We start from the raw sequence: 18,533 nt of genomic DNA on the forward strand, positions 1-18,533 counted from the left end.
ATATTCGTTGCCGTTGCCGGCAGCTTGCTGCCATTGCCATCTCCGTTGCCGGAGTCGTCTCCGTTCACCGAGTCACCCGAGGTGCCGGATTGGCCTGTTCCTCCAGCTCCACCTGATCCGCCGGATTGGCCGGAGTCTGTGGAACCGGAATCAGAACCTCCCCAGCCCGGGTTGTTCGTTCCGCCGTAAGAAGGGCCATTGCCCGGTTCTCCCGGAACGCCGGAGTTGCTTCCACTTCCGCCGCCAACGACGATGTCTTCAGACGGCTGATCCGGGTTGTTCAGGTTATCCCCGGTTACTTCAGCGGTGTTGCTGATGGTTTGGCCGTTCTGTCCTGCGATCAGCTTCGCCTGGAATACAACCGTATGCCAGTCCGTATCTGTCACATCGCCGAATTGACCGCTTACGTTACCGTCAACATAATGCCCTTTATCGCTATCCTGTGCATCGGTTACGGCAACGCCGTCCACCTTTAGCGAGCCTGGCACATATTGCAGTTCAGTGCGCAGGACGTCGGAAATTTCCAGATTCGTGACCACACTGTCCTCGATAGTGTTACGCGTACGAATCGTATACTCAATCACGTCACCGATCTGGATCGTGCCGCCATTGAGGTCGTTCGCTGCTTTCTCGGATTCCATGACAGGAGTCGTTTCGCCGATTGTAGTTTCTTCGCTTGGGCGATCCGGGTCATCAAGATTATCCCCGTCAACTGTACCAACGTTCTTAATCTTGTCGCCTTTGTCTCCCTTGACAACCTTCGCTTCGAATACCAGCGTATGCCAGTCGGTATCCGTTACCGTACCGATGCTGCCTGTTACCGTGCCATCGACATATTTGCCTTTATCGCTGTCGTTGCTATCCGTTACCGTTGCGCCATCCACCTTCAGCGTACCCGGCACGTATTCCAGCTCTTCCGGCAGATCGTCGGAAATGACCATGTTCGTTACACTGCTGTTTGAAACGGTATTGCGGGCACGGATCGTATACTCGATCGTATCGTCAACTTCGATGCTGCCCCCGTTCACATCTTTCGCTGATTTCTCGGATTCAAGTTTTGGAGAGCTAGAATCATTGTCGTCGTCATCATCCGAGCCGCCACCGCCGCCTGAGCCTCCGTCATCCGGATCATTAGGGTCTGTAGGCGGATCTACTGGTGGTGTTGGCGGTATTTCAACCACTACCTTATCGGTAGGTTCACCCGGTACGGTAATGTTATCCCCGTTGACTTTCCCGGTGTTCTGAATCGTTTTGCCGCCTTGACCGTCCTGGATCACCGCCTGGAACTCCAGCGTATGCCAGCTCGTATCCTCGACATTGCCAAACGAACCATACACTTCACCAGATACGGAATGTCCGGCATCGTTATCCTGCGCGTCTGATACAGACACGCCGTCCACCTTCAAGCTACCTGACACGTATTGCAATCCCGCAGGCAAAGTATCCGTGATCGTCAGATTTTCCAGATAGGTATCGTTCACAACACCTCTCGCACGAATCGTGTAAGAAATGGTGTCTCCCACTTCATACGTTGCCTTGCTTGCATCCACATTCGATGCGAACTTCTCCGATTCAATTTGCGGATTGCGCGGATATACCTGTACTTCTTCTCTTGGATGATCCGGCGTCTCCACATTGTCGCCGCCTACCGTGGCGATATTGATGATATCCTTACCGGCTTGGCCCGGTTTGACAACAGCCTGGAATGCCACTGTATGCGCATTCGTATCCGTGATATCTCCAAGTTTGCCAACAACCTCACCGCTGACATGATGACCGGCATCATCGTCTTCACTATCCGTAACGGATTTGCCATCCACCGTCAGACTGCCTGGCACATATTCCAGCTCTGCCGGAACCACATCTGAAATGGTAAGGTTTTTCACCGTAGTGCCCACATTGTTATTACGGGTCTGAATGCTGTACAGCAGTGTGTCTCCCACTTCAGGATGCTCTGTGTCGGTATTTCCGGACGCTTTTTCCTGAATGGTTACCGTTTTATTGGATTCCAGCATAGGAAACGTAATGGGTGTTGTCGTTAAATTGGTTTCCGTCTGCTCTTCTTCTTCTGTCAACAAGTTTTCGTAGTTGACTTGCGCCTTGTTGTTAACAGATTTCACTGCGTAATCATTCAGCACTTTCACCTTAAATTGCACAGTAACTCCATTGCCCAGCTTGCCGGTATTGGCCAGATCCCCAATTTTGATGTTAATCTGTTTTCCGTCAAAATCACCTTCATCGGTATCGTTGGCATCCGTCAGATTTTTGGTCGCAGAGCCATTATTCAAGACCATCGATCCAGGGACATATTCCGTTCCAGCCGGGATGGCATCCGTAATGGTTGCATCGGCCGCGATGTCCCCGCCTTCGTTCTTGACATTAATCGTATACGTCAGCTCACTGCCAGCTTTGACCTCACCCGGCGGATTAACCGTCTTGTTGGAGGTTACACATGGCTCTGTTCCGAGGAAGATGTCATCGAGGAAGTTGCCGTTGCCTATACCCCCACTGGCTGAGCTAACAGCCTCGAAACCAAACCTTGTTACCGTTTGTCCTGCAGGAACCGTATAAGTACCCGTGTAAGTTCCCCATGCCTTGTTTCCATCACTCATTTGTTCCTGTACAACGGTATCGTATGGATTAGCAGTAGCCGCTCCAATGCGGAGCTGCATGGTGTCAACACCCGCCCGTCCCATATGGGACAAGCGCCAGTGGATGGTTTGTCCAGGTACGGTCGCCACATCCTGATACAACATGCCATTTTCAAAGGCATTCAATTCTGCCCACCGGTTTCCGTCCTTGATAGGCCAGTTTTTTGCTGTCGCAGGAAGATTATCCTTCCAGTTCCAGATCTCAATGATTTTCTCGCCACCGCCATCGTCGGTAGTTTTCCATGAAGGCACTTCAGATTCCTTGAAATAGATACCTCCACCAATACCGTTATACGCCGTGCCTCTGGCAGGCCCTTCCTCAAAGCTGCCGTTCAGCAACGCTACCGGAGCCGCACAAGGACTATCCGCCGCCTGGGTTGCAGGGGTCAGGGATGGTTGCGAAAAAGGCAACATTCCGAACACCAGCATAAATACAGAAAATTTAATAAAAAGACGCTTGAATACGCTTGTTTGTCGTGCGGAGCGGGTATTCACCAATTGTCTCCCCCCAAATTGTTGTTTTTCCAGATCACGGGAGCTTGGCTTGACAGTGTCATTCCCTTCTCCCCAGTTCCGATCTTTTCTGATTTTGACAAGTACCCGGTTGTATGTATACGTTTGCTCTAGTTGTCCAACGGGTGAATAGCAAGCAATCCTCCCTCCGGAAACAAGTTATACCAGATTGCCGGCAACTATAGCGCAACTTCGTCCCTCCTTTTTTCCGGCATCATATTTCAATTTTTAACCAATGTTCAGGGCATAGTATAATTCAGCAGGCAAATATAGACAATATTTTTGCCTAAACATGCGTAATTTGTCATAAGTCCCAGAACTAAAAAGCATCCCCAACATGAGACAAACGTCCCCTAAATCATCCTTATGTCTCACATTGCAGCAGACTTGACTTAAAATTCGCATGATAGACTTGTTATAGATGCTACTTTTTGCGCTAGATTTGCTCAGGAAGAAAGAGTAAGATCGTATTGTGAAAATATAGAAAATACAAGCACTATATTTCAGAAATTTAGACTTGCATTTATATGTAAAATCCAGGAGGGAAGGCATATGCGCAAAGTCGCAGGCATTTTATTAGCAGTAGCTGGAGCGGGCCTGCTGGCGGTCGGGGGCATGCAATATGTCCAGCATCAAGCCAGCCTGAAAGAAGCGATGGCTGAAGCCAACGCGCTGGTCGGCCAGCCAAGTGTGTCGGAAGAGACACGGCTGACTAAAGTATCAAGCCCCGATCCCCTGATCGATAGAAGTGAATTTAAGCCGCAGCAGAATGACGTGATTGGATTGCTGGAAATCCCGAAGCTGAATGAAGACCTTCCGATTATTGAAGGCACAGATGAGGAGATGCTTGCACGCGGAGTCGGGCATTACGGCACTACTGCGTTTCCTTCGGACAACGAACAGATCCTGCTGTCCGGGCACCGGGACACCGTGTTCCGTAATTTCGGCAAGCTGGCGGTCGGGGACCGTTTTATCGTCAAGCTGCCCTATGGTACATATGAATATGAGATTAAAAGCACGGATATTGTGGATAAAGACGATACAACTGTGATTCGCAAGATGGGCACCGAGGTGTTGGTGGTCTCCACCTGCTATCCGTTTCATTATGTAGGCAGTGCGCCTGAACGCTACATTCTGTATGCTTATCCGGTCGATCATGTGAATTCTTGAAATGATTACTCTGCATGGAAGGGGTGTTTGGGATGGACGAAGACTTGAAAAAAAGGTTAAAGGAATCCATACAGCAAATGGAGCAAGGGAAGACAGTGCGCAAGTCGATGAACGACCTGAAGCCGTCAGATCGATGAAACGAATCGGCTGCCTTCTTAAATCCCCCACACAGATTGGGTAATTCTTTAATAACCTATAAAGAATACAATGTGCTGTAGCTGCCAAAGCTAATTATGGTATTTCACAAAAAGGGGGATTGACATGAAAAAGTACTCCGTGGTTGAAAGTTGTGACCATATGGAATGTGGGTACAATAAAGTCACTCCGATCATTGATACTATTTCCTTGGATTCCGCCTACACGACTGCCAACGAATTAAACAGGACTTCAAATAAACGTTGCCCTTTATGTGGAGACCTATTAGGATATTTTCCGAATCAGGAAGATGAGTAAAATGAGAAACGCCCTTACTGTTGAGTAAGGGCGTTCTTCGAGGCCCACCACGGGGCATTTTCTGAAATTCCGAGGCCCACCATGGGGCATTTGTTGTGAATCCGTTTATCTAGTATTTTGATTTTATCTTTTAGAGTCCGGAATGTCAACACCTTTTTACCTAGATAATTCATCTTCTCCAGAAGGCGACTCCCACGCTTCAATGGCAGCCTGGATCTTTGCGTACCCATCTTTGCGAACTTCTTCCCTGGTTTTAATGACTCTGGCGGTTGCGCGGTCAACTTGGGCTTTTGCGTTAACCCAATCGCTTAGCAATTGGTACCGATCAATGCCATGTTTAGCAAAAAGCTTACGCGATATTTTAAAATGACGAGTATCATTATAAAGCTGATAAATGAGTTCGTTCTTTGTATTCTGAATTGTAATGACTGGCCGATGAAGATGATCAAACTGCACATCCGGATCTTGAAGCTCAGGCAATGTATCTTTAAAGCTATCGCGTAGGAATTCATTGAAAAACGTGGCTGCATGTAATCCGTATATACGAAATCCGTCTTTTACCCGGAATTGCTGGTCCCTTGACAGCTTTGCAATTTCTCTTCTTTCGGTGCCAGGATTATAATGTCTGACTGCTTGTAGCCGTTTCCTACTAATGCTTATTATTTGATCCATTAATACAACCGTTTCTCCACTCAGAAAATCAACATGGCCAATATTAAAGGTTAGGCCAGTCTCTAGTGTAGATACGGGTTTGAAGCTCGTTGTAGGAATAACACTTATATTGTCCCTCTTCCTATGCTCTTCCCATACAATTGCATAATGAGCGTCGTCTAATTCTGTACCGAGTCCTGCAAAGTTCACCCGAACGATCATAAATCGACTAGCTTTCGGCAGATGTAAACCACGATCATCTTTTCGTATATGATTTTTAGCTGAATCTACATACCGGCTTATCCTATTTAGTGTATCTTCCGATTGTGGTAAGTAGCGCAGTTTCCGGAGGAAATCTTCGAGCAATAGCGTCACTTCTTCCCAACTATATTTCCCTTAATAATATCATATTATCATTACCCAAAGGTTCTCGGAAACGCCCTATAGGGTATATTTCTGTGAAATAAATTCTATCGTATCTTGGAGAAATCGTATTTCATCTTTACAATCATTTTGAATATTGATAAGGAGGAACAGATATGGTCAATGCATTGGAATCATTAACAGAACCACTAATTCGAATACGTTTAGAATTACTCTACAGCGAGCTTCTGGAGAGTCACACGGACTATAAGCAGCTATCTGTTGAGACGAATGAGCATTTTAGATCAATTTGTGAAGCTATTCCCGATCAACTTCAACATACGGTGTTTCTGTACGAAGATGCCCAAATTTCTCTTCAAACCATCTTAGAAAGAAGTATATACTTACAAGGTTTCAAAGACGCTTTGCAGCTCTTTAGTGAATTGTATAATTCCGATATTTAAGAATTGAAACGCCTTAACGGAGGAAAAGGAGAAAAAGAGTCTGATTATGCTTGAACTCCTTTACGATCAATATTGTGATCAACACGATAGACATGTTCTCTCATGCGTTGTGTTGATTCATGTATCGCTTCAGCTCCATATCTTTCGACCATTTTGTTTCGGCCTTCCCTCATTGCGGAAGCAATCTCTTCTTTCGTCAGGTTGGCGGGGAAGGGGAATGCAATCAATCCTTGAAAAGGATCTTTTGAATTACACAATATCATCATCTCCCTGAGTGATACACGAAACACTATGATCCAAATTGCACAAAACCCTGTCAACACAAGCACAAACCAGCAGTTTTTTTGCCATACTTAGATGGAAAGAGCATCGAAAATTCAAGGACGGTCTGAGTTGCTCTGGTTCTTTAAAGCAATAATCTCAGACTCAGACAATCCTGAGGCCTTTGCTATAATTGAGATATCCACTCCGAGACTAAGAAGCTCTACGGCCATCTGAGCAGCTTTCTTTTTCGCACCAAGGGCTTCGCCTTCAGCTAACGCTCCCTGAATCATGGAAGCTTGGTCGTGTAAATATCTTTGTCTCTCTTCATATAATCGACGGAATTCTGCATCTTGACTAAGAGACTCCAACGTATCCATCGCTTTTTTCAATGCAGGCTCGATCATTGAAAGCACCTCCAAAATATACTTATTTACGAAAAAATGCACTTAATGACTTATATAAGTGTTATTATTGATCGATATTAGCACATCCACTTATTTAAGTCTATAAAGAAATTGAACGAAATAGTAAATAAATCAAAATAATTGATCGTTAAAACACAAGTTCATCCCTCCCCAACCTCAATTGGTTGACATGCGGTAGAAGTTTATTCACCAAAAAAGCCCACTCGTTATTTGAAATGAGTGGGCTTCACTACAATTTTCGTTTATACTAAGACACAAGCTCCTTTTCGGAAATGGACGCAATACCCCGACGCTCTCCCAATACAAGCGTCGGGCTATTTATTTAATGGGAGGGACAAAGAAGATGCCAGGACATAATGACGCCACGGAACTTTGGCTGCAAGCGCTTGAAACTGTTAAAAAGACTGTTGACCCTATTCAATTTCAAACTTGGTTTAAAGAGACCTCTGCAACGTTTGACGGCGAGATTTTCGTTATTATCTGCCACACCTCTTTCACGAAGGAATGGCTTTGTTCCCGCTATTCAAACGTCGTACTAAGCGCAGTTGAACTGGCGACCGGGAATAATGCAATAAAGATCTCGTTTCGATCGTTGGAGCGCCCAGTCGGGGCCATCGATAAGTCACATGTAACGCTGGTTGAAAGTACACCAGAAGACGTTGGTGCCTTACTGCAAAATATTAACAAAAAACTGGATGACCTCAAAAAAGACGTAGAAATTATCTTTCATAAAGTATCTCAACAGGAGTTAGAGATTAACCGTTTAAAACATGGCGGCTATTCCATCAGATTAAAGGAGTAGCAGGTGAATTGAATATGTCTATGTACAGCTATATATGCGGTGTTATAATAAAGCAGGGGTGATATGCTTGGACGAAAAGATACTTGAAATACTCAGTCAAATACAGACGCAAATGAGCGGAATGCAGAATCAAATGTCTCAAATGATTGAGCGAATGGACGGCATGGAATCCAGAATGGAGCGCATCGAGTCCAGAATGGACAATATGGAAGGTGACATTTCGAGCATCAAAGAAACTGTCAACCGAATTGAAGCGAACCAGCATGAAGATCTGATTGCAACGCTGCAACGAATCGACAAGCGCGTCGAAGAGATTTGGGAATGGAAAGAAGAAACCGACAATGTTGTTGATATGCTTGTTCTAAGAACAACAAGACTTCAGGCCAAAATGAAACTAAGTTCCTCATCTTAATGAGGGACTTTTTTGTTAGTGCCGACCAATTCCGCAAGCTGCTCCTGTGTCAATCTCAGGCATTCAATCAATTTTTACTATGTACGGAACATAATTTTGAGAATTTCAACCGCCTTGCGTTGATCGCTCTCGCTTTGCTCCAGTAACAGGACTGCGGCTTCCACAACTGTATCGCTCATGTCGATGCTTTTATAGTCGCCGTGGGATAACAGCGCAGATAAGCTGACTCCAAGCGCATTCGCTATTTTTTCAAGGGTTTGTATTTTGACGTTATACTCTCCCCGTTCGATTTTGCCAATGTAGGAAAAATTGGTGCCGACCAATTCCGCGAGCTGCTCCTGTGTCAATCCTTTCAATTTCCGATATTGCCGGATTTTACGGCCGATCCTTGTTAAAGTTTGCTCCATGTATACGCTCCATCGTCCCTTTTATTAATTAAAGTGTAGACAAATGGGATCAAATAATTCAGGTATGTACACGGACAATAAAAATATTATATTGTCTGTTTATGAACTATTTTGTATAATCAGATCAACCCCCGTCGAGTGAATCTTCCTAGCAGCCGACGGGCCAGCCCTAACGACCACCGAAGAACAGTCTTAAGAGTATAGGCTGTTCTTTTTTCATTCCCGTAAATATGCTATGCCGAAAGGGAGAAGAAGCGTGGAGAATCTGAAGCAGGAAATCGAGCAAAAAAGACGTGAAATGGAGAAGCTGGCGGTTGAAAAAGGCTTCCTCGCCCCGGAGGTGCTGCATATATCCCGGGAGCTGGACCAACTGATCATCCAATTTATCAAGGAACAAACCGGCATCAACGCCGTTTATGATATAATAGCCCCATGATCTCGCCAAAGGCATGTCATGGAATTGTCCAAGCTGGATGATCAGTCTATAATGGTCAGAATAATATGTATTGGAGGTGTTTTACATGGCTAAAAAGATAGACGAGAGTGTGGTTCGTCAGATAAGGGATATACTCCAATCGGCGGGTTATAGAAATCCTACTAGTGTTGATTTAGAGAATAAGACCGTTTTTGAGAAATCTCAAGAAGAGGAGAAAGATTACTCTCATATAAAAAATCCCGTCTCTAGACTTATCTTGGAGAATGCAGGTATTCTATCTCCCGAGCAGGAGAAACGAATGTTAGATTTTATTGAAGGTGATCGTGAATGATTATGCCGATGAAGAATTTCAATAATTCTAAAAAATATCTCGTGGATAGCAATGTAGTCATTGGTGCATTGGGTAGTGACCTTAATTGTCGTACTTTTTTTGCAAATGACGTAGATATGTTATTCTCTGTTATTGTCATTGCAGAGGTTTTGAATGGTGCCGAGAGTGCTGGTGTAATAAGAACTATTGAACGTATTATGACAACGGCAGAAACCATACCGCTGACCGTCGAATTATCGTTTTACGCTGGAAAGTTTCTTAACGAACAAAGGTTACTTGGGAGGCCTTGCAAGACTAATGATGGTGTACTGGTAGCTACTTGCATCCAACATGATCTGATTCTTGTGTCTAAAGATAAGCGCCTTTTAAAGTTTGCGGATTATGTTGGGGTAGAGACTGTAGACCTTAATTAGTCAACACAAAGAGCTTTGCCTTTGTACGTCCATTGGAAGGGTTTCGTCGAGCTTACAACAACCGTACCCTGGCTCTTAGCCTCTGCAAACAACTCATTGAGCAGTTCCGTGGCATCGTCCGTTCTAATACTGGCACCTACACCATAAAAACTTGCGACCACCATGCCCCCTTTGATTCCCGCGATCTCCTGATTTAATCGGTCAAAATTGCGGTTGATCCTCGGATACGCCTCCTCGGGGGGACGTCCTCAAGTATGGGCTCCATCTCCACCAATATGCTTATTCCTTCAATGAAAATGTCCTCATCACGTGGAGGCCCTTCTGATCTGCTACTATGCTATTTTGCCGTTTGTGCTGTCCGTCGCACAAAAAAAGGAGCCTAATTAGGCTCCTACTGCTTGTTCTTTGACTGCTTTCATGACATTTTCCAATACCCTGATCTCACGTTCGTTTATATAAGATTCACCACAATGGTTGCAGATGGTTGCTGGTACCTTCACATTCCCTATCTTTGGTAAGGGCATTTCGACTTCGCCTTTTCTCATGTCCTCGCTTTCGCAAGCCACACATTTCTGAACGCTCATGGTATCACGCTCCTTCTATCCATAATATTCAATAGTACAACGGAAGGGATAGGCTTGGCGTTTCGGGCTTCTGGGGGGCAGCCCCCGGAGTTCCTCCGGCATGACTCGTTCATAGTGGACTCGTTGGATCAACAGCTTCAGAATCTCGTTCTGCTTCTCGGCTGGAAGGGATTTGAAATGCTCGAACGATCCGGGCTGGTGCGCCTTGAGATTCACCGGAGAGGGCTGCCTTAGCTGCCGGATTTGCTGCAGAAGCTGCGCTCTGGACTCCTGCAGCACGGGATGTTGTTTCACCCGGGTATGCGCTCTCTTGAGTAGTTCATACGGCAATTCCCTTGCCAGCGCGGGCTGCACGAGCTCCTCTTGCTCCTCTTTGTTCTCTTGCAGATGTTGTTCGTTCAGCAACTGCAGCCTCATGCCTTGATTGTTGCATTTCATACGACTGTCAGGCAGCAGTTTTTTGCAATGTCTGATGAATATAGCACCGCTTTTTGTCTTGATCAGCTCCAGCTTTTTGCCGCAAATCCCACAGAACAGCAGATCTTTGAGCAGGGTGTCTCCCATCTTGTCGGCCGGCCTCTCGCGGGTGAGAGTGGCCCCCCCCCGATCCATTTTATCCCAATTCACTCGTTCCCACTCTTCTACTGGAATGAGCGCGGGATGGGCATCTTCCGTGACGATCGTCTCCACGATCTTGTAACGGTACACTTGGCCTTTCTTGATTCGCTGGCGATTGTGGAACACCAGGGTTCCTTTGTACACTGGATTGCGCAGGATCTGCTGGATGCCTGTCGGCTGGAAGGGATGTAGATGTTGAGTTTTGAAGCCATCCCTGTTGAGCCTGTCGGCAATCTTGCGGCAGCTCATGCCTTGGAGGTACAGCTTGAAAATATAACGAACCATCCCGGCCTCAGGCTCGTAGATTTCCAGCTTGCGGGTGTCCGGGTTGCGCCAGTAGCCGTAAGCCGCCCTACCGCTGACATGCTCTCCCCGCCGGGCCCGCTGCATTTTATTCACTTTCGTCCGGCGGCCGATCATCTCATATTCCATCGAGGCATATAACGAGCTGATGTCATACAAATGACGGGAGGCCTCTGAACTGGCCAGGTCAAAGGCTTGCGTCGGCGTAATGATTTTCACATCATGCTCGATACATTCTTTTTTAATGATCTGGGAGATCAGCCCATTGCGGGACAGGCGGTCCAGTGATACGGCAAAAATGGCCTGGTAGCGCCCAAGGCTGCGGAGCAGCTTCTGTAACTGAGGGCGGGCCTCCAACTGATGCTTTCCCCCGCTCACGATTTCTTCGTACACCTCAAAGGTGTAATCATGCTCTCGGCAAAATTCCTCCATCAGCTCACGGTGATTCTGAAGTGTGTCTTCATTCTCTCCTTTGGACCGTGATATGCGCAGGTAGAGTGCGCCGAAGATCCCGGTATTCCCATCCATCATGTGTAGATCACTCCCATCCGCCTTCACCAATACTCAATCGTGTAGCTGAACGGGGATTTCAGGCGTTCACGATTATTGGCAGACAGCGCCTTGATCTCTTCGGGCAGCCTCCTCTTGTAATCGATCCGCCGGATGAACTGCTTCAACGTCTGGTTCTGGTCTTCCGGTGTCTGGTTGGGGAACTGATCCAGCATATCCAGGATACCCTCCATCTCTTCCACCCCGGAGGACTCGAGCTTCTGAATCTGCTGCAGGACCTTCTCCTTCATTTCCTGCAAAGCATGCTCCATGCGCAGCAGTCTATTGGCCTGCACCCCGATCTCCTCGTCCCCGAAAATCCCTGTCCCGGCCAGCTCCTCCAGTTCGCTCTGCAGTTGCTGCACTTCTTCCATCTGCTGCTCCGTATGCTCACGATGCTTCCGGAATCCGGGGAGCAGGTGAAGCGCGTCTTGCTGCTGTATATGTAATAGTCCTTGCCACAGCCGTTCCCGGTGCGCCTGGAGCTTGCACAGCACTTCTTCTTCGAGCAATATCAGCCTCATGCCATGATTTCCGCATTTCTCCCCGCTGTCCGGCAGCAGGTATTCACAGGGTTTAATGAGATACTTTGTCACAAACAGCTTTCCTCCACATATGCCACAATACAGCAGATCCTTCAGCATCGTGGTTCCTGTCTTGACCGTCGCTTTCTCGCGCTGCGCCGCCGCCTTGGCTCCGCGTTCCGCACGCTCCCGTTTCGCTTGCTCCCATTCGTCAGGGGCAATGATGGCCGGATGGGCATCGTCCGTGATGATGGTGTCCACCACCTTGAAGGTATGCTCGCCATTTTCCTTCGTATACTTGCGGTCATGCAGGACAAGACAGCCTTTGTAGACCGGGTTATTGATGATCGCTTTCACGGTTGAAGGCTGGAAGCTACGCTGTCGCTGCGTTTTATAACCTTCGCTATTGAGGATATCGGCAATCTTCTGCTTACCCAGACCCTCACTGTGAAGCTTGAAGATATATCGAACCACTTCGGCTTCCGGCTCATAGATTTCCAGTTTACTGGTGGTCCCGTTTCTCCTGTAACCAAAAGCGGGTTTCCCGCTGACATACTCCCCCCGCCGGGCACGCTGCATTCTATTATATTTATTCCTGCGCCCGATCATCTCATATTCCATCACGGCAAACATGGAGCTCACATCATACAGGACACGGTCTTCCAGCGAATTGCATAAATCGAAGGTCTGGGAAGGGGTGATGATCTTGATTTCGTGATCTATGCACACCTGCTTGATCTGCTGGGAGATCACTCCATTACGCGCGAGACGGTCCAGCGACACGGTGAAGATTGCCTTGTATTTCTCGATATTTTGCAAAAGCTGCTGCAGCTGCGGCCTTTCCTCAAGTTCATATTTGCCTCCGCTCACAATCTCTTCATACATTTCATAGGTATAACCGTTCTGTCTGCAGAACTCCGTCATGATCTCGCGATGATTCTGCAAGGTATCCTCGTTCTCGCCCTTATCCCGTGAAATACGCAGGTAGGTCGCCCCGAAACAACCCACTTCTATGCTGCTCATACGGTCGCCAGCCTCCTTTGTACAGCTTATACAGCATTCTGACCGATTACTGCTTGGCCCACTATTCTATTCTATGGAATAAGCTGTGGATTATGAGCCGGAAAAACATGCTGCTCACCCCAGAGCCCGATTTTCAAATTCGCTCCCGGATCACGTTTACGTTCTACATATTACATATTACGTGTTACATCTTATGTATTACATCCTACGTCTACGTAAACGTAAACCAATGTTTCAGCGCATGGTCTCATCGGTCCTTTTCATTTGTAGATTCCGCCGCGCGAATCAATAGCCTGTATATAAACCACTTTCTCGTCGTGATTGATTTCGAAAAGGATTCGCAACGCACCGATCCGCAATCGATACAGGCCGATGGAGCCTTTCATACGTTTAATGTCTCCGGTCGGAGGAATAACAAGCAAACCTTGCAGCCCGTGCGCGATTCGTTCTTGAATCTACTTCTCTTGCTTGGCGATAAATTTTAATGCAGCTTTATGGTAAATCAACTTGTAGCCCGAACTCACGCTTGGCTTCCTCCCCAGACACATACCCGGCATCGCTATTTAGTTGGCGAAGTTCTTCTTCAGTCAACGGCTCATCATCAGGTTCTTGCCGGTCGATCTCTTCCCAGCCCAGTGGCTTTCTTGCTGATCGTTCGATCAAATATTGAAGAAAATCAAAAGCCGTTTTTTGATCGGGTTCTTGGAGCCGGTCAATTAGGCTGTACAAGTCCTTTTTACGAATTCCCATACAAGAATGACCTCCTCATTTCAAATGTCCGCTAATTTTTTATACGTACTCATGTAATTCGCCGTCACGGTCGGGCCTGTTGGACCTGTCACGCCCGTCATTCCGGTCATGCCAGTCACCGGATCAGATCATTTGATTCTCTTCAAGTCAGCCTCTTGTTGAATGGAGCGAGCAGAGAGAAGTTCAATAATTCTGTGCTGGTTCTCCAGAAAACCCTCTATCTCCATAACCCGTTCATTCGTATCCAGGACAGCTCGTTTCATTTCTTGCTGATCCACTCTCATTTCCCGAATCTCCAGCAGCTGCAGCTTCATTCCCTGATTGCTGCATTTTACACGGCTGTCAGGAAGTACATTTCTGCAAGGTTGGATGATGAGAACACCGCTTTTTTTCTTTTGAAATTCAAGTTTTTTCCGCATAACCCGCAGAATAGCAGGTCTTTAAGCATCGTGGCTCCGGTTTTGCGGGCTGGCTTCTCGCGGGTAATGGGGTCTGCACCAGGTCTGAACCATCGTTCTGTGATGTGACCGTAAAAAAAGCCCACTCATGATTTGGAATGAGTGGGCTTCACTACAATTTTCTTTTAAAATCCCGAATATAGGAGTCCGTTTCAAGGGATTTAACAGAGAGCATTTCGAGAATACGGTCTTGCCTTTCTTGCCCTTGGATTAGTCCATTAACATTAATTTTGACCTCTCGCATATCTTCCTTCAACACGCCCACATCTTCCTTCAACACGCTCATGTCTTCCTTTAGCACGCTCACGTCTTCCTTCAACACGCTCATGTCTTCCTCAACTGTTCTGAGCCTGCTATTGTTTTCCCCAACCATTTTGATGAGTGTCTCCAGCATTTCTTCCACACGGTTTGATGGGTTGTCCTTCATGCTTTCAGCCTCCTATTACTGGTTTGAATATAAGCATACATGACGGAGCTTCGCCTGTAAACCCATTCTTGTTCACCCCATTTTTTTCTTGTTATCCCAGGAGATTACGATCAAGCTTCTCTGCATAGCCTGATGTGCCGTCGATACGATTTCAGGTTAAGCCAGTTTAACTACTGCTATACTTGAGCCTCCCCCAATATCATTGGTTCCCCCTGCAACGTTAAAAGTAGTAACATCTAGGGGACTTGCTACTCCACTTTGAGTACCTCCACCAGGAAATACTGATCATTTAATAGCTTTCGTGTAATTCCTCCTTTCCTTTGCGAATGAAATTCTACTGCTCCAAGTAGCCTTTATGCTCATTCTGACCATCCTCGTTCAACCTTCCAAAAAAATAGGGAGCAGTTGAATGATTCGATTGACTTTTCGGTCCACAATAACATATTATTATTGTGGACCGAAAAGTGGGGTGAAGCGATGTCGGCCAAAAAGATGGGGCGTCCTCTATCTGACAATCCCAAAAGCGAAACAATCAAGATACGTATCGATCAGGACATGATGCGCAAGCTCGAAGCTTCTGCTAAGAAGCTCAATACGTCACGTTCGAATGTCGTGCGCAAGGGGATTGAGAAGATCTACGACGATCTCCAATAATAAAAAAGGAAGCAGCGTGGGCCCTGTGAAGAAACCAGCTACTTCCTACGAAGACGCAATCGCTTGAATAAGCAGACTGCATAAATATCCTACCATGTGCAGGAATCTCATTCAAGCGATGCGATGACCTTTTATGGGAGGATGAATATGAAAACGATTCTGGAAGCCTTGTACCGCGGGCAGCTTCATCCCGATGAGGCGATTGTGCCGTCTCATCCTGAATACCGACGCTTAAGCCGACAAATGGTAATGCAGACAGAACAATGGCGAGACCGCTTAGGTGAAGAAGCATTTCGTGAGCTTGAGGAATATTTTGACCTGTGTGACAGCGTCAATAGTATGCATGTTGAAGCTGCTTTTCTGCATGGGTTCAGGCTTGGAGCCAACTTGATGATCGAAGTCTCAAGCAAACGCGAGGAATGGCTTCAGGATGTAGCATCGGGCTTGTCATGATGATACACTAACAACTTGTTGACTGTCCTGTACGCGGATGGGACCATAATAATCGACTACCAGGTCCGCTCGGAATGAGCGGGCCTGGTAGTCGATAAGCAGTTGGACCGTTAATGGGAGAATTTCCAATAGGAATGTTGTTGCTCCTGCTACGTACGGAACATAATTTTGAGAATTTCAACCACCTTCTGTTGATCGGTCTCGCTCTGGTTCTGTAGCAGCACTGCGGCCTCCAGAACCGCGCCGCTCATCTCAATGCCCTTATGGTCACCGTCAGATAACAGTGCGGATAAGCTCACTTCCAGCGCATTCGCTATTTTTTCAAGCGTGTGTATTTTGACATTATATTCTCCCCGTTCGATTTTGCCGATATAGGAAAAATTGGTGCCCACCAATTCCGCGAGCTGCTCCTGTGTCAATCCTTTCAACTTCCGATATTGCCGGATTTTACGGCCTATCCTTGTTAACGTTTGCTCCATGTTTACGCTCCACTGTCTCTTTTATTAACTAAAGTGTAGACAACTGGAGCCAAATAATTCAGGCATATACATAGACAATGAAAATATTCATTTGTCTCTTAATGGACTATTTTGTATAATTAAATCATCATCCGTCGATTGCAGCAACCGACCGCCCAGTCATAATGATCAACGAAGAACAGTCTTGCACATACAGGCTGTTCTTTTTTCATTCCGGTACATACGCCATTCCGAAAGGGAGAAGATCATGGAGAAGCTGAAACAGGAAATCGAGCGTGGGTTTCCGGTATTTATGTAGTCGTTTTCTTCGATTGGTCGAGAACACTTGTAAGATGGATAAGCCCCCCTTGTCTCGGCCAAAAACACAAGCTTTCATGTAGTCCGTTACCCTGTAGTTTTTGTCGTTTTGTCGTCATGTGTCCTCCTTTCCTCTGTAAATGAATGATAGAGTCACATACCTGTACGCTGCTTTCTCGGAAAGCGTACCGCTTGTCCATCTGAAAATAAGTTGCCCGGATAAGACCCTACTGAATCCGCGAACTTCGTTCCAGCGCTGATCGGGTTTTCCGAACATGACGAAGAAAGGGGAACAGGTCGCCCCTTTCATGCAGGTTATTTGGGCTGGTTTTTGACAAATGACCGGTGCAGGAGGCGAAAATAATCCGAGGCGCACCAACCAATCCGTTCGCGGTTGTGTTGAATTTACATTTGACGTCTAAAAAGCAGGGATTAACATCAGGGACAGCTCCTGCACGTAAGCTTTCCCTGGACACCGATGTCGTTTCAAAATACTCAATGGTATAGCTGTACGGTGATTCCTGGCGTTTATGCTACATTCTGATCATCCTTTGATTTGAAAACCTGACTTCCTTAATCATCAGAATGCATCGGGGCTCAGCGCTGTTTGCGTCCGGGCATTTACCACTTCAAAGCCCGCCCTTCAGGAGCCGTGAATTCCTGAAGGGCGGCCCAGTTTTTACTGCAGTTTAACCACATTTATCTCAACACTATTGAAAGATGTAGCACCTCCCGCAGCGGCTCCATATCGCAGACTTAAGGTAGGATTTACATTACTGTTCACTAGGGAGCAATTAGATAAAGTAAGAATAGTACCTGGAACAAGACCATTGGCAGACGAACCAGAACCACCAACTCCTGCTAAGCCAACGAATACCTGACCCGTTGAATTTGTTACTGCAGTGACACTGTAACAAGCTTGATAAATCTGATTAGGGGCGAGCGTAATCGTATCTGATCCGTTATACGTAATGGCACTGCCATTTTGTATGTTAGGCGAAGGACCAAGGTTAAGAAGTTGGCCTGGAGTTTTAGTTTGTGGTGTACCATTAACTACTTGAATGTTGTTTGCCGTCACGGTCGGTCCGGTAGGGCCCGTCACCCCCGTCATCCCGGTCGCTCCCGTTAATCCGGTCACGCCCGTGACGCCTGTTGCGCCCGTCGGGACGTCATTTCTTATCCTAACTAAATTCATAATGCGTAATTTTTACGTATAGGCTAGATAACCGCGTATTTACTGGGCTTTTTCAATCCCTTGAGAGTGGTATCTCCTCCTCTTCGCCGCTCGCGGCGAGCGGGGGTTTACATCATTCTTAATTTCCATTCGCAGCCGGACACATGTCGAATGTCCCCAGTGTTAAAAGGTGTTATAACTCGTGTTTAAGCATGCCGCAGTGATGGGGCATCTCCAGGGGCTTAGAAATATTCAATGGTATAGTGAAAGAGATAGGCTTCACGTTCCGGGCTTCTGGCAGGCAGTTTCCGGATCTCCTTCGGCATAACTCGTACATAGTGGATTCGTTTGATACATTGCCTCAGAATTTCGTTCTGCTGCTCGGCCGGAAGGGATTTGAAATGCTCGAACGATCCGATGCGGTGTGCCTTCACATCCAGTTGCGGGCCTGTTGCGATGTCCCGGACTTGCTCTCGGATCTTTTC

At 46.7% G+C, this 18,533-nt stretch carries 23 protein-coding genes and 1 pseudogene; 9 read left to right on the plus strand and 15 right to left on the minus strand.

Annotated elements, in window-relative coordinates; genetic code table 11:
• Positions 1 to 3,146 (minus strand): isopeptide-forming domain-containing fimbrial protein (locus ACE41H_RS24135; RefSeq protein WP_375358118.1); only part of this gene is annotated, 3,146 nt, incomplete at its 3' end.
• A gap of 570 nt (positions 3,147 to 3,716) precedes the next feature.
• On the opposite strand from ACE41H_RS24135, the gene srtD reads away from it, so the two are divergent.
• Positions 3,717 to 4,334, plus strand: coding sequence for a class D sortase, LPxTATN-specific (gene srtD / locus ACE41H_RS24140; RefSeq protein WP_375358119.1), 618 nt, complete (start codon positions 3,717 to 3,719; stop codon positions 4,332 to 4,334).
• 609 nt (positions 4,335 to 4,943) lie between these two features.
• Here srtD and ACE41H_RS24145 read toward each other — a convergent pair.
• Positions 4,944 to 5,804, minus strand: coding sequence for a hypothetical protein (locus ACE41H_RS24145; RefSeq protein ID WP_375358120.1), 861 nt, complete (start codon positions 5,802 to 5,804; stop codon positions 4,944 to 4,946).
• Positions 5,805 to 5,977: 173 nt separating this feature from the next.
• Here ACE41H_RS24145 and ACE41H_RS24150 point away from each other — a divergent pair, with 173 nt between their 5' ends.
• Positions 5,978 to 6,265, plus strand: a complete 288-nt coding sequence (locus ACE41H_RS24150) for a hypothetical protein (RefSeq protein ID WP_375358121.1) — start codon at positions 5,978 to 5,980, stop codon at positions 6,263 to 6,265.
• A 44-nt stretch (positions 6,266 to 6,309) separates the two neighbouring features.
• Here the strand turns inward: ACE41H_RS24150 and ACE41H_RS24155 are convergent, their stop codons facing one another.
• Positions 6,310 to 6,522, minus strand: coding sequence for a hypothetical protein (locus ACE41H_RS24155; RefSeq protein ID WP_375358122.1), 213 nt, complete (start codon positions 6,520 to 6,522; stop codon positions 6,310 to 6,312).
• A 120-nt stretch (positions 6,523 to 6,642) separates the two neighbouring features.
• A pseudogene (locus tag ACE41H_RS24160) lies at positions 6,643 to 6,945 on the minus strand (Rpn/YhgA-type helix-turn-helix domain-containing protein); the annotation flags it as partial.
• Between the two features lie 352 nt (positions 6,946 to 7,297).
• Between ACE41H_RS24160 and ACE41H_RS24165 the strand changes: the two are divergent.
• A complete protein-coding gene (locus tag ACE41H_RS24165; RefSeq protein WP_375358124.1) occupies positions 7,298 to 7,756 on the plus strand; it encodes a DnaA N-terminal domain-containing protein in 459 nt (152 codons plus the stop codon).
• A gap of 67 nt (positions 7,757 to 7,823) precedes the next feature.
• Positions 7,824 to 8,168 (plus strand): hypothetical protein, encoded by a 345-nt coding sequence (locus ACE41H_RS24170; protein ID WP_375358125.1) that lies wholly within the window; start codon positions 7,824 to 7,826, stop codon positions 8,166 to 8,168.
• 77 nt (positions 8,169 to 8,245) lie between these two features.
• On the opposite strand, the gene ACE41H_RS24175 is transcribed toward ACE41H_RS24170, so the two are convergent.
• On the minus strand, positions 8,246 to 8,575 hold the full coding sequence (locus ACE41H_RS24175) for a helix-turn-helix domain-containing protein (protein ID WP_375358126.1): 330 nt from the start codon (positions 8,573 to 8,575) through the stop codon (positions 8,246 to 8,248).
• A 256-nt stretch (positions 8,576 to 8,831) separates the two neighbouring features.
• Here ACE41H_RS24175 and ACE41H_RS24180 point away from each other — a divergent pair, with 256 nt between their 5' ends.
• The 3 genes from ACE41H_RS24180 (at position 8,832) to ACE41H_RS24190 (ending at position 9,755) form a co-directional block, all read left to right on the plus strand.
• Positions 8,832 to 9,011 (plus strand): Spo0E family sporulation regulatory protein-aspartic acid phosphatase, encoded by a 180-nt coding sequence (locus tag ACE41H_RS24180; RefSeq protein WP_375358127.1) that lies wholly within the window; start codon positions 8,832 to 8,834, stop codon positions 9,009 to 9,011.
• Between the two features lie 85 nt (positions 9,012 to 9,096).
• Positions 9,097 to 9,342, plus strand: coding sequence for a hypothetical protein (locus ACE41H_RS24185; protein ID WP_375358128.1), 246 nt, complete (start codon positions 9,097 to 9,099; stop codon positions 9,340 to 9,342).
• On the plus strand, positions 9,339 to 9,755 hold the full coding sequence (locus tag ACE41H_RS24190; RefSeq protein WP_375358129.1) for a type II toxin-antitoxin system VapC family toxin: 417 nt from the start codon (positions 9,339 to 9,341) through the stop codon (positions 9,753 to 9,755). Before ACE41H_RS24185 ends, ACE41H_RS24190 begins: the two co-directional genes overlap by 4 nt.
• A gap of 383 nt (positions 9,756 to 10,138) precedes the next feature.
• Here ACE41H_RS24190 and ACE41H_RS24195 read toward each other — a convergent pair whose 3' ends face one another.
• The 7 genes from ACE41H_RS24195 to ACE41H_RS24225 all read right to left on the minus strand — a co-directional run bounded on the left by ACE41H_RS24195 (position 10,139) and on the right by ACE41H_RS24225 (position 14,991).
• On the minus strand, positions 10,139 to 10,339 hold the full coding sequence (locus ACE41H_RS24195) for a type II toxin-antitoxin system MqsA family antitoxin (RefSeq protein WP_375358130.1): 201 nt from the start codon (positions 10,337 to 10,339) through the stop codon (positions 10,139 to 10,141).
• Between the two features lie 15 nt (positions 10,340 to 10,354).
• Positions 10,355 to 11,791, minus strand: coding sequence for a recombinase family protein (locus ACE41H_RS24200; protein WP_375358131.1), 1,437 nt, complete (start codon positions 11,789 to 11,791; stop codon positions 10,355 to 10,357).
• A gap of 23 nt (positions 11,792 to 11,814) precedes the next feature.
• Positions 11,815 to 13,356, minus strand: a complete 1,542-nt coding sequence (locus tag ACE41H_RS24205) for a recombinase family protein (RefSeq protein WP_375358132.1) — start codon at positions 13,354 to 13,356, stop codon at positions 11,815 to 11,817.
• A 260-nt stretch (positions 13,357 to 13,616) separates the two neighbouring features.
• On the minus strand, positions 13,617 to 13,811 hold the full coding sequence (locus ACE41H_RS24210; protein ID WP_375358141.1) for a type II toxin-antitoxin system RelE family toxin: 195 nt from the start codon (positions 13,809 to 13,811) through the stop codon (positions 13,617 to 13,619).
• Positions 13,812 to 13,848: 37 nt separating this feature from the next.
• Positions 13,849 to 14,106 (minus strand): hypothetical protein, encoded by a 258-nt coding sequence (locus ACE41H_RS24215; RefSeq protein WP_375358133.1) that lies wholly within the window; start codon positions 14,104 to 14,106, stop codon positions 13,849 to 13,851.
• A 128-nt stretch (positions 14,107 to 14,234) separates the two neighbouring features.
• On the minus strand, positions 14,235 to 14,420 hold the full coding sequence (locus ACE41H_RS24220; protein WP_375358134.1) for a hypothetical protein: 186 nt from the start codon (positions 14,418 to 14,420) through the stop codon (positions 14,235 to 14,237).
• 256 nt (positions 14,421 to 14,676) lie between these two features.
• A complete protein-coding gene (locus tag ACE41H_RS24225; RefSeq protein WP_375358135.1) occupies positions 14,677 to 14,991 on the minus strand; it encodes a hypothetical protein in 315 nt (104 codons plus the stop codon).
• Positions 14,992 to 15,468: 477 nt separating this feature from the next.
• On the opposite strand from ACE41H_RS24225, the gene ACE41H_RS24230 reads away from it, so the two are divergent.
• Both ACE41H_RS24230 and ACE41H_RS24235 read left to right on the plus strand, forming a co-directional pair.
• On the plus strand, positions 15,469 to 15,645 hold the full coding sequence (locus ACE41H_RS24230) for a ribbon-helix-helix protein, CopG family (RefSeq protein ID WP_375358136.1): 177 nt from the start codon (positions 15,469 to 15,471) through the stop codon (positions 15,643 to 15,645).
• Positions 15,646 to 15,792: 147 nt separating this feature from the next.
• The gene (locus ACE41H_RS24235; protein WP_375358137.1) at positions 15,793 to 16,098 is read left to right on the plus strand and encodes a DUF6809 family protein; all 306 of its coding nucleotides are present in this window, start codon (positions 15,793 to 15,795) and stop codon (positions 16,096 to 16,098) included.
• A gap of 149 nt (positions 16,099 to 16,247) precedes the next feature.
• Here ACE41H_RS24235 and ACE41H_RS24240 read toward each other — a convergent pair whose 3' ends face one another.
• The 3 genes from ACE41H_RS24240 to ACE41H_RS24250 form a co-directional block, all read right to left on the minus strand.
• Entirely contained in the window at positions 16,248 to 16,577 is a 330-nt protein-coding gene (locus tag ACE41H_RS24240) for a helix-turn-helix domain-containing protein (RefSeq protein WP_375358138.1), read from the minus strand.
• 976 nt (positions 16,578 to 17,553) lie between these two features.
• Entirely contained in the window at positions 17,554 to 17,985 is a 432-nt protein-coding gene (locus tag ACE41H_RS24245; protein WP_375358139.1) for a hypothetical protein, read from the minus strand.
• Between the two features lie 305 nt (positions 17,986 to 18,290).
• Positions 18,291 to 18,533: hypothetical protein (locus tag ACE41H_RS24250; RefSeq protein WP_375358140.1), on the minus strand; the 243-nt coding region annotated here is incomplete at its 5' end.

It is taken from the genome of Paenibacillus enshidis (assembly GCF_042136365.1).
In the GTDB taxonomy this organism is placed as follows: domain Bacteria; phylum Bacillota; class Bacilli; order Paenibacillales; family Paenibacillaceae; genus Paenibacillus; species Paenibacillus enshidis.

Bases quoted from the DNA above. Each gene is read 5' to 3' on its own strand.
- srtD (WP_375358119.1), top strand. From the start codon at position 3,717: ATGCGCAAAGTCGCAGGCATTTTATTAGCAGTAGCTGGAGCGGGCCTG.
- ACE41H_RS24150 (WP_375358121.1), top strand. From the start codon at position 5,978: ATGGTCAATGCATTGGAATCATTAACAGAACCACTAATTCGAATACGT.
- ACE41H_RS24165 (WP_375358124.1), top strand. From the start codon at position 7,298: ATGCCAGGACATAATGACGCCACGGAACTTTGGCTGCAAGCGCTTGAA.
- ACE41H_RS24175 (WP_375358126.1), bottom strand. From the start codon at position 8,575: ATGGAGCAAACTTTAACAAGGATCGGCCGTAAAATCCGGCAATATCGG.
- ACE41H_RS24185 (WP_375358128.1), top strand. From the start codon at position 9,097: ATGGCTAAAAAGATAGACGAGAGTGTGGTTCGTCAGATAAGGGATATA.
- ACE41H_RS24190 (WP_375358129.1), top strand. From the start codon at position 9,339: ATGATTATGCCGATGAAGAATTTCAATAATTCTAAAAAATATCTCGTG.
- ACE41H_RS24195 (WP_375358130.1), bottom strand. From the start codon at position 10,339: ATGAGCGTTCAGAAATGTGTGGCTTGCGAAAGCGAGGACATGAGAAAA.
- ACE41H_RS24200 (WP_375358131.1), bottom strand. From the start codon at position 11,791: ATGATGGATGGGAATACCGGGATCTTCGGCGCACTCTACCTGCGCATA.
- ACE41H_RS24205 (WP_375358132.1), bottom strand. From the start codon at position 13,356: ATGAGCAGCATAGAAGTGGGTTGTTTCGGGGCGACCTACCTGCGTATT.
- ACE41H_RS24215 (WP_375358133.1), bottom strand. From the start codon at position 14,106: ATGGGAATTCGTAAAAAGGACTTGTACAGCCTAATTGACCGGCTCCAA.
- ACE41H_RS24220 (WP_375358134.1), bottom strand. From the start codon at position 14,420: ATGAAGCTGCAGCTGCTGGAGATTCGGGAAATGAGAGTGGATCAGCAA.
- ACE41H_RS24225 (WP_375358135.1), bottom strand. From the start codon at position 14,991: ATGAAGGACAACCCATCAAACCGTGTGGAAGAAATGCTGGAGACACTC.
- ACE41H_RS24230 (WP_375358136.1), top strand. From the start codon at position 15,469: ATGTCGGCCAAAAAGATGGGGCGTCCTCTATCTGACAATCCCAAAAGC.
- ACE41H_RS24235 (WP_375358137.1), top strand. From the start codon at position 15,793: ATGAAAACGATTCTGGAAGCCTTGTACCGCGGGCAGCTTCATCCCGAT.
- ACE41H_RS24240 (WP_375358138.1), bottom strand. From the start codon at position 16,577: ATGGAGCAAACGTTAACAAGGATAGGCCGTAAAATCCGGCAATATCGG.
- ACE41H_RS24245 (WP_375358139.1), bottom strand. From the start codon at position 17,985: ATGACGGGGGTGACGGGCCCTACCGGACCGACCGTGACGGCAAACAAC.